Here is a 6614-nt window from a genome sequence, read left to right on the forward strand (position 1 = left end):
CACCTCGGACCAACTCCCTCTCCCTTTGGGAGAGGGCTGGGGTGAGGGACAGCGGCCGAGTCGAGGGGGCAAGCGGTGCGCACGGCGCACCCTACCGGGCGTGCGCAAGACAACGAATGTCGATCCGGCCTCGTGTCGCGGCAGGCATCCGATGTCGCCCCTTGGGCGCGGGCGAACTCAAGCGAAGTTGCCTTTGTGGGAGCGGCTTCAGCCGCGAAGGGCCGGCGGCGATCCATCGCCATCGCGGACAAAGCTGCCCACAAGATCGCTGTCATGGGTAGGCGTTCGGGTTGTAGAGAGGATCGCCGAAGCCATCCACCGGCCCAGAGTCGCCATGGTGGAAGACGTTTTCGCGGCTGAAGCCGCTCCCACAGGGCAAGCAGGCGCCGTAGGGTGTGCCGCGCGCACCGGGCTCAAGCGACGTTGCCTTTGTGGGAGCGGCTTCAGCCGCGAAGGGCCCGCGGCGATCCATCGCCATCGTGGCCAAAGCCGCCCATGAGGCTGCTGCCATGGGTCGGCGTTCGGGTCGTAGCGTGGATCGCCGAAGCCATCCATCGGCCCAGGGTCGCCAGGGTGGAGGACGTTTTCGCGGCTGAAGCCGCTCCCACAGGGTAAGCAGGCACCGTAGGGTGCGCCGCGCGCACCGGGCCGGGCTTCGGAGCGGCTATGGCGCGCTCGCCACCGTCGACGGTCGGGCGTCGGCGTCCCACCAGCTGCTGATGGTCCACTCGTAGGCGCCGTAGTACAGCGGCACGGTCTGCGGCGCGCGCAGGCGCTGGTTGTAGATGAAGTAGTGCCTGGTCAGGTAGCGCCAGGGGATCACGTAGTGGTTGTGGATCAGCACCCGGTCCAGGGCGTGGGCGGCGGTTTCCAGTTCGTCCTGGCTCTGCGCGTCGAGCAGGCGCTTGATCAGCGCGTCGACCGCTGGCGACTTCACCCCGGCGAGGTTTTCCGAGCCCGGCCGGTCGGCGGCGGCGCTGTTGAAGCTGCGCCACAGTTCGTCGCCGGGCATGCGCGCCTCGCGCAGGGCGAGGGTGGAGTAGTCGAAGTCGAAGCCGCTCATCTGCTTGTAGGCGGTGGCGGCGTCGGTGAGGCGCTTCTTCACCACCACGCCGATCCGCGACAGGTTGAGGTACACCGGGTCCAGGTACGGGCTCTGCGCGCGGGTACCGGCCACTTCCAGCACGAAGGGCTCGCCCGCGGCGTTGCGCAGCACGCCGTCGCGGTGGTGCCAGCCGGCCTCGGCGAACAGTTCCAGCGCGCGGATCAGGTTGGCCCGCAGGCTGGACGGCGCGCGGGTGCTGGGCTGCTGGTACATCGGCCCGAACACCGCCGGCGGCAGCTGGTCGCGGAACGGTTCCAGCAATTCCAGCTCCGCCGCGCTGGGCAGGCCGCGGGCGGCCAGCGGGCTGTTGGCGAAGTAGCTGTCGACCCGCTCGAATTCGCCGTCGAAGATCTTGTCGTTGATCCACTCGAAGTCCAGCGCGTAATTCAGCGCCTCGCGCACCCGCGGGTCCTGGAAGCGCGGCTTGCGCAGGTTGACCACCCAGCCGTTCATGGCCGGCGGGTTGCGGTGGGGGAAGGTGCGCTTGACCAGTTCGCCGTCGTCGAAGCGCTGGCCGATGTACTGGCAGCACCAGTAGCGCATCTGGTTCTCGGCGATGAAGTCGTAGTCGCCGGAGCGCAGCGCGGCGACCTGGGTGTCGCGGTCCTTGTAGAGCTTGTATTCGATGCGCTCGAAGTTGAAGCTGCCGCGCCGCACCGGGATGTCGGCGGCCCAGTAGGCCGGGTCGCGGCGGTAGACGATGCCGCGCCCGCTCACTGCCCGCTCGATGCGGTAGGGGCCGCTGGCGATCGGCGCCTCGAAGCGCAGCTGGTCGAACGGCACGCGGCTGCCGTCTTCCTGCAGCCCCCACTTGGCGGAGAACACCGGCAGGCTGCCGGCGATGAACGACAGGTCGCGGCCGGTGCGGCGGAAGTCGAAGCGCACGCGGCGTTCGTCGAGCGCGACGACCCGCTCGATCTCGGCGAAGTAGGCCTTGAAGCGCGGGCTGGCCTGGCCGCCGGTGAGGGTCGCGAAGGAGTAGGCGACGTCCGCGGCGGTCACCGGGTCGCCGTTGGAGAAGCGCGCCTGGGGCCGCAGGCGGAACACCACCGAGCCGAAGTCCGGGGCCACGGCGATGTCCTCGGCGAGCAGGCCGTACTGGGTGTTGATCTCGTCCAGGCCGTTGATGGTCAGGGTCTCGAACACCAGTTCGAGCAGCCCCGGCGCCGGCGTGCCGCGCAGGCTGTAGGGGTTGTACTTGTCGAAGCTGCTGTTCTTGCTGACCAGCGACATGCTCAGGCTGCCGCCCTTGGGCGCGTCCGGGTCGACGTAGGCGAAGTGCTGGAAGTCGGCCGGGTACTTGGGCTGGCCGAACAGGGCCACGGCGTGGGCGCCATGGGCGGCGGGCGCGACCAGGGCGGCGGCGAGCAGCAGGGAACGGAACACGGGCATGCGGACGCTTCTCACAGGGAGGCCTGGACCAGGCGCTGGGTGTAGGGGTGCTGCGGCGCGCGGATCACCTGCCCGGTGTCGCCGGCCTCGACGATCTCGCCGTCCTTGAGCACGTACAGGCGGTGGGCGAGGGCGTTGACCACCGCCAGGTCGTGGCTGATCAGCACGTAGCTCAGGCCGTACTTGCGCTGCAGGCCGACCAGCAGTTGCAGCACCTGCTGCTGGATCGACACGTCGAGCGCCGAGGTCGGCTCGTCGAGCACCACCACCTGCGGACGCAGCACCAGGGCGCGGGCGATGGCGATGCGCTGGCGCTGGCCGCCGGAGAATTCGTGGGGGTAGCGCGACAGCGCGGCGAGCGGCAGGCCGACTTCCTCCAGCACCGCGTGGATGCGCCGCCGGCGCTCGTCGCGGTCGAGCTGCGGGTAGTGCAGGGCCAGGCCCTCGCCGACGATCTGCTCGATGGTCTGGCGCGGCGACAGCGAGCCGAACGGGTCCTGGAACACCACCTGCAGCCAGGCGCGCAGCGCCCTGGGCTGGCGCGACGGGGCGCCGGCGTAGTCCAGCTCGCCGCCCTGGGTGGCGATCAGGCCGAGGATGGCCTGGGCCAGGGTCGACTTGCCCGAGCCGGATTCGCCGACGATGCCGACCGTCTCCCCGGCGCGCAGGCGCACGTCGGCACCGGCCAGGGCGACGAAGCGCTCGTGGCCGAACCAGCCGCGCCAGCCGGGGCGCTTCTTCGGGTATTCGACGCGCAGCCGGCGGGTCTCCAGCAGGATCGGCGCGGCCGGGTCGACGGTGGTGATCTCGCGCCTGGGCAGGCTGTCGAGCAGGCGCCGGGTGTAGGGGTGGCGCGGGGCGGCGAACAGGCGCTCGGTCTCGGCGGTTTCCACCAGCTGGCCCTGTTCCATCACCGCCACGCGCTGGGCGAAGCGGCGCACCAGGTTGAGGTCGTGGGTGATCAGCAGGATGGCCATGCCGAACTCCTGCTGCAGGTCGAGCAGCAGCTGGACGATGCGCGCGCGGATGGTCATGTCCAGCGCGGTGGTCGGCTCGTCGGCGATCAGCAGGCGCGGCCGGCAGGCCAGCGCCATGGCGATCACCGCACGCTGCAACTGGCCGCCGGAGAGCTGGTGTGGGTAGCTGTCGACGCGCCGTTCCGGCTCGCGCAGGCCGGTGCGTTCGAGCAGGGCTATGGTCCGCGCGCGGGCCTCGCGGGCGCCGAGGCCCTCGTGCTGGCGCAGGGTCTCGATGATCTGGTCGCCGATGGTGAACAGCGGGTTGAGCGCCGACATCGGCTCCTGGAACACCATCGCCACGTCGCCGCCGCGTATCTCGCGCAGGCGCGCCTCGCCGGCGCCGAGCAGTTCTTCGCCGGCCAGGCGGATGCTGCCGGAGACTCGCGCCTGGGCCGGCAGCAGGCCGAGGATGGAGAGGGCGCTGACGGTCTTGCCCGAGCCGGATTCGCCGACCAGGGCCAGCCGCTCGCCGGGGCGCACGCGCAGGTCGAGGCCGTCGACCACCCGGCGCCGGCCGAGGTCGATGCACAGGTTGTCCAGGCGCAGCACGTCGTCGCTCATCGGGCGCTTTCCTCGGGGTCGGCCAGGCGGGTGTCGAGGGCGTTGCGCAGCGCCTCGCCCATGAAGGTGAGTAGCAGCAGGGTGAGCACCAGCACGCCGAAGGCGGATACCGCGATCCACCAGGCGTCGAGGTTCTCCTTGCCCTGCAGCAGCAGCTGGCCGAGGCTCGGCGCCGGCGCCTCGACGCCCAGGCCGAGGAAGTCCAGGCTGGCCAGGGCCATGATCGCCGCGCTCATGCGGAACGGCAGGAAGGTGATCACCGGGGTCAGGCTGTTGGGCAGGATGTGGCGCCAGATGATCTGCCCGTGGGACAGGCCCATGGCCCGCGTCGCCTTGACGTATTCCAGCTGGCGGTTGCGCAGGAACTCGGCGCGCACGTAGTCGGACAGGTAGATCCAGCCGAACAGCGAGAGCAGCACGAACAGCAGGAGCAGGCTCGGCTCGAACATCGAGGCGAAGATGATCAGCAGGTACAGCTCGGGCATCGAGCCCCAGATCTCGATCAGGCGCTGGCCGATCAGGTCGACCTTGCCGGCGAAGTAGCCCTGCAGCGCGCCGATGGCGACGCCGAGTAGGGTGCCGACCACGGTCAGCGCCAGGCCGAAGGTCACCGAGGTGCGGAAGCCGTAGATCAGCCGGGCGGCGATGTCGTAGCCGGCGATGTCGGTGCCGAGCAGGTTGTCCGCGCCGGGCGGGCCGGGGTGGTGGGCTGCGTCGGTGTGATAGGCGAGGGTGTCGTAGTAGTAGGGGTTGAGGGTGTACAGGACGAAGTTGCCCGGCCGCGCCAGCTGCGCGCGGATGAACGGGTCGTTGTAGTCGGCCGCGATCGGCAGCTCGCCGCCAAACACCGACTCGGGGTAGTCGCGCAGCAGCGGCAAGTGCCACTGGCCCTCGTAGCGCACCAGCAGCGGCCGGTCGTTGCTGATCAGCTCGCCGGCCAGGCTGGCGGCGTAGAGACCGAGGAACACGACCAGGCTGCAGTAACCCAGGCGGTTGCGCCGAAAGCGCAGCCACAGGCGCCGGCCGGGGGACAGCGACTCGCCGGCCTGTGCCGCGCGGCGCCCGGCGCGCCAGGCCAGGAGGCGGCCCCAGGGGCTGGCGGCCGGCAGGGGAGTGGCGGGCAGGTTCATCAGGCGGTCCTTGCGTCGAACTTGATGCGCGGGTCGACCAGCACGTAGGCCAGGTCGCCGATCAGCTTGGTGATCAGGCCGATCAGGGTCAGCAGGTAGAGGCTGCCGAGCACCACCGGGTAGTCGCGGCTGTTGATCGACTCGTAGGAGAGCAGGCCGAGGCCGTCGAGGGAGAACAGCGTCTCGATCAGCAGGCTGCCGGTGAAAAAGGCGGCGATGAAAGCGCCGGGGAAGCCGGTCACCAGTGGCAGCAGGGCATTGCGCAGCACGTGCTTCCACAGCACGCGGCGCTCGGACAGGCCCTTGGCGCGCGCGGTGAGCACGTACTGGCGGCGGATTTCCTCGAGGAAGGTGTTCTTGGTCAGCAGCGTCTTCAGGGCGAAGGTGCTGACCACCGAGGCGGTCACCGGCAGGGTGACGTGCCACAGGTAGTCGGTGATCTTGGCGAAGGTGCCCAGCTCGTCCCAGTCGTCCGAGGTCAGCCCGCGCAGGGGGAACAGGTCCCAGAACGAGCCGCCGCCGAACAGCACCAGCAGCAGGACGCCGAGGACGAAGCCGGGCACCGCGTAGCCGGTGAGGATCAGCAGGCTGGTGATCAGGTCGAAGCGGCTGCCGGCGCGCACCGCCTTGGCCACCCCGAGCGGCACCGAGACCAGATAGGTGAGGAGGAAGGTCCACACCCCGAGCGACACCGAGACGCCGAGCTTGGACTGGATCAGTGACCAGACGCTCTCGTTGCGCACATAGCTCTCGCCCAGGTCGAAGCGCAGGTAGCTGGCGAGCATGTGCAGATAGCGGTCGAGCAGCGGGCGGTCGAAGCCGAACTGCTCGCTCATCTGCGCCACCTGCTGGGCGTCGATGCCCTGGCGGCCGCTGTAGCTCCAGCCGCCACCGATGGCGCCACCGTCGGCGCCGGTGCGCGCGCTCTCCTGATCGAGTCGGCTGAGGCTGCTTTCCACCGGCCCGCCGGGGACGAACTGGGTGACCAGAAAGGTCAGCGTCAGCACGCCGAGCAGGGTGGGAATCATCGCCAGCAGGCGTTTGCAGCAATAGAACCACATGAGCGGACATTCTCGGGACGACCGTGGAAGTCCGGAAATAGCACCGATCGTGCCACTGCCCCGCAGGCCAGCAAGGGCGCGGCTTAGCAGCGGTTCAGGGGGATTTGCGGCGGGCGGGATATGCTGCTCAGTCAGCAACCGGGCAGCAGTCTTGCTGGTGCGGCAGCTTGTCCAGCTGGGATGCGCGCGATAGGGGAGACGGGGGATAGTTTAGGCGGGGGCATGAGTACGTCATCGACGGTGTGAAGCGGGTGGTATTGCTCGCGGTGACTCCGACGAGCACGCCTTGTAGATCGATGACAGGGCGTCTGTCGGATCATTTTTTGCGAAGGCTTCGGCGGCTGTC

4 protein-coding genes are annotated in these 6614 nt (G+C 69.5%); all 4 read right to left on the reverse strand.

Going from position 1 to position 6614, the window contains the following annotated elements:
* Nucleotides 1–664: 664 nt before the first annotated feature.
* The 4 genes from N5D30_RS25765 to N5D30_RS25780 are packed head-to-tail and all read right to left on the reverse strand — an operon-like array spanning nucleotide 665 to nucleotide 6268.
* Entirely contained in the window at nucleotides 665–2497 is a 1833-nt protein-coding gene (locus N5D30_RS25765) for an extracellular solute-binding protein (protein WP_279911288.1), read from the reverse strand.
* An 11-nt stretch (nucleotides 2498–2508) separates the two neighbouring features.
* Nucleotides 2509–4077: a dipeptide ABC transporter ATP-binding protein gene (locus N5D30_RS25770; protein WP_279911289.1), complete on the reverse strand. Its 1569-nt coding sequence runs from the start codon at nucleotides 4075–4077 to the stop codon at nucleotides 2509–2511.
* A complete protein-coding gene (locus N5D30_RS25775) occupies nucleotides 4074–5207 on the reverse strand; it encodes an ABC transporter permease (RefSeq protein WP_279911290.1) in 1134 nt (377 codons plus the stop codon). Before N5D30_RS25775 ends, N5D30_RS25770 begins: the two co-directional genes overlap by 4 nt.
* Nucleotides 5207–6268, reverse strand: a complete 1062-nt coding sequence (locus N5D30_RS25780; protein ID WP_279911291.1) for an ABC transporter permease subunit — start codon at nucleotides 6266–6268, stop codon at nucleotides 5207–5209. Before N5D30_RS25780 ends, N5D30_RS25775 begins: the two co-directional genes overlap by 1 nt.
* Between the last annotated feature and the right edge of the window lie 346 nt (nucleotides 6269–6614).

Source organism: Pseudomonas sp. GD03875, from assembly GCF_029840585.1.
GTDB classification, from domain to species: domain Bacteria; phylum Pseudomonadota; class Gammaproteobacteria; order Pseudomonadales; family Pseudomonadaceae; genus Aquipseudomonas; species Aquipseudomonas paralcaligenes.

Coding starts and splice junctions, on each gene's coding strand:
- N5D30_RS25765 (WP_279911288.1), bottom strand. CDS start 2,497: ATGCCCGTGTTCCGTTCCCTGCTGCTCGCCGCCGCCCTGGTCGCGCCC.
- N5D30_RS25770 (WP_279911289.1), bottom strand. CDS start 4,077: ATGAGCGACGACGTGCTGCGCCTGGACAACCTGTGCATCGACCTCGGC.
- N5D30_RS25775 (WP_279911290.1), bottom strand. CDS start 5,207: ATGAACCTGCCCGCCACTCCCCTGCCGGCCGCCAGCCCCTGGGGCCGC.
- N5D30_RS25780 (WP_279911291.1), bottom strand. CDS start 6,268: ATGTGGTTCTATTGCTGCAAACGCCTGCTGGCGATGATTCCCACCCTG.